Origin of the sequence: Mycoplasma testudineum, assembly GCF_002245785.1 — a bacterium.
Lineage (GTDB): Bacteria > Bacillota_I > Bacilli_A > Mycoplasmatales > Metamycoplasmataceae > Mycoplasmopsis_B > Mycoplasmopsis_B testudinea.
This window is the reverse complement of the sequence record NZ_NNCE01000015.1, coordinates 1-3100: the sequence shown is the minus strand read 5'-3', so window position 1 is coordinate 3100 and position 3100 is coordinate 1. Positions and strand designations below refer to the sequence as shown.

The window sequence follows — 3100 nt, the reverse complement described above, 5'->3', positions numbered from 1 at the left end:
CAAAAGTTTTTAATGATAATAAGGCAAAACTAAAAATTATTCTCGACAATAAGATAAAAATAATCAAAGACCAAAGAAACAATATGATTAACAAGCTTTACGAAGTAGGGAGACACACATACCCGGAAATACTTGAGATTGTTGACAATTCATTTTGAGTAATTCTTAATTCGCTAAAACACGAATTATCAAAACTAAGTTTTAAATAAAAATAGTACAACTATAAATAAAGAATAAAACCACACTTAATTGACTACAAATTGATTAGTCATAGTTTTTTGTATGCAGTAAATAAATTTTTAAAGTAATTTAACTATTTTTTATGAAAAATATTTACGGAAAATGCTAATATTTTCAAAATTAAAAAGTCCTTCAATATAAAACGGCCCTAACCATTTTTATTAATTTTATTTAAAAATAAATAACGGAATAAATAAGTAAATTAATTAAGGATTTCTTTATTATTATATAGAAAGTTACTATAAAGGTAAATATTCACAAAATCATACTAAATACTACTAGTCAATTTTTGAGTAAAGTGATTCGACAAAATTATGAGAATTTTTTCCCTACAAATCCCCCTTAATCAAGCGGACAAAAACACAAAAAAAATTAACATAAAACTGAAAAAAATTATTACGGGTTAAATAATGGCAATTTAACAACCGGAATGAAGGCATGAATTAGTGGCAATTTTGATACAGATTTAGGTGCTGCAACTATTACAAAAGTTGTTGTAACTGCGCCCGCTAATGAAGATGCAACTTCAATTGTAATTACTTTAACATTAAGTAATGGGACCGCCACAAAAGATGCTAATGTTACAGTTAGCCCATTACCAAGTCAAAAATCACTAAATACTACTCCTACACCTAATCCAGACCCTGTAAATCAAAATCAAGCAGATGTTGATTCAGTGAAAGCGTCCTTAGAAGCGATTACCCCAAGAATTACAACTACACATAGTTCTAATTTACCTACAACTTCAAATGACTACTCTAGTGCTTTGGCATTTTTGACAGATATTGGACAATCAAGTTTTAATACAAAAGGAACAACACTTACTCTAGGTTCAATTACAAATAATGAATCAGAAGGAACTAAGTCATTTACAATTACAGTTGCTAAAGGAAATGCAAATAGTGCAACAACTACTATGATTGTTGTTAGCGGATTTAAAACAACTGTACAAGGTGCGCAAGCAGATGTAAATGCAGTTAAAGTAGATTTAGAAGCTATTACTCCAAAAATGACAGCTGGCCACAAAAATGAATTACCTACAACAAATAATAATTATTCAACTGTTCAATTATTATTAGCAGATGTAAGTCAACCAAACTTTAATTTAAGAGGAACAACACTAACTTTAGGCGAAATAACTAACAACGAAACTGAAGGAACAAAATCATTTACAATTACTATTACTAAAGATGATGCGACTGCGACACTTAATTTCAAAGTGAGTGGATTCAATACAACATTAAAATTAGCTCAAGCAAATGTAGATGCTGTAAAGGCAAGTTTAGAAGCTATTGAAATTAAAAAAACAACAACACATTCCGGTACACTGCCAAGTAAAACAACTGATTATACAAATTCAACAGAATTTTTAACAGACATCAACCAAAAGGATATTAATGTAAATGGTTCTACATTAGCACTAACAGAATTTAAAAATGATGATGCAGCTGGTACTAAAACATTTACAATTACTATTACTAAATCAGGTGCAAGTGCAACTTTATCATTTACAGTAACAGGATTTCAAACAACTGCTCAAGCGGCTCAAGCAGATGTAGATGCAGTTCAACTAGAATTACAAAAACTTGTAAATAAAGCAACTTCAATGACTGCTGCTTACCCTACAAAAGATAATGATTATTCAAATGCCGAGAAATTCCTTGAAGATATAAAAGTGACTGGTTTTGAAGATAAAGGAACTAATTTAGTTTTTAGTGAATTTGTTAATAATGTTGATACTGGTACAAAATCATTTAAAATAACTATATCTAAAGATGGAGCAACAACTAGCAAAACAGTTGAAATTTCTATAAGTGGATTCAAACAAGCAGATGCAAATGTAAAAGCATGATACGATAAATGAGCAAAACGCACAGATTGACAAGTAAAGCAGTTTAGAGCAAACGCTCAAGCTACATTTACTAGAAATACTGCAAAAGCAGCATTTGACGATACATCTCGAGCAACTGTTAAAGCAAAACTTGATTTTATTTTGACCACCCCAATCGAAGAAAATAATACTCCTACTACTTTAGCTGATTACACACCTGTATTTAATGTTGAAGAAATTACAACTAATGCTGATGCGACAACATTAAAAATAGAATACTATTTAACAAAAACAACTGGAACTGCAACAACTTATTTTAGTGCTGATGGTACAGAAGTATCAGATCTTACTGAAGTCAAAAAAGGTTCGTTATCACTTTCAGAAATTACTAGCGACTTAGCTCAGTTACAAGCACAAGCAGCTAATCTAATGGTTGCAACACAAAATTCAGGAATTTTTGGTAATAATCAAAAATTGAGTGAATGAATGGCACATTTTGTTAACAATAATGGCCCAACATCAGTAGATGAAATTAATCAACAAATTGCGGAAGGATTTGAAAGATTAATTCATAATCCGCAAACAGGTAGTTCTGCAAATGGAACAATAAGAAAAATGACTTTAATGAGTCAGGATGTTGAAGATGATGTTGCAAAAATTAGACAATTTATGGCAAATCCGGGTACTAAAACTAAACTGATAGGTGATTACAAATCAGTAAAAGTTCGTGTTTTTGAAGTTGAATTAGAATTAAATGAGACTACACATAAAGTATTACTAGGTGGACTAAATGGTCGGGCAAGTGCCGCAAATTCACTAAATAATGAAACATTAAAAGATTGAGTATTAACAACTGTACGTGTTGATGATGACACATACAACCAGCTGACTGAATAGTGCAACGAATCAAGCGGTTATTTAATTATAGTTTAGGTGCAACGTTTATAAAATGTGTAGTGGTACCTTAAAGTTGGACTAAAAAAATTATATATATTCTAAGGAATGTTGTCTAAAGTTATAAGGCGACAT

General features: G+C 30.5%; 2 protein-coding genes. Both read left to right on the top strand.

The genetic code is table 4. The features are described 5' to 3' along the window. A partial coding sequence (locus CG473_RS04285; protein WP_211276225.1) for a hypothetical protein occupies window positions 1-209 on the top strand: 209 nt, incomplete at its 5' end. Window positions 210-670: 461 nt separating this feature from the next. Then, window positions 671-2968 (top strand): lipoprotein 17-related variable surface protein, encoded by a 2298-nt coding sequence (locus CG473_RS04080; protein ID WP_094255039.1) that lies wholly within the window; start codon window positions 671-673, stop codon window positions 2966-2968. Window positions 2969-3100 lie beyond the last annotated feature (132 nt).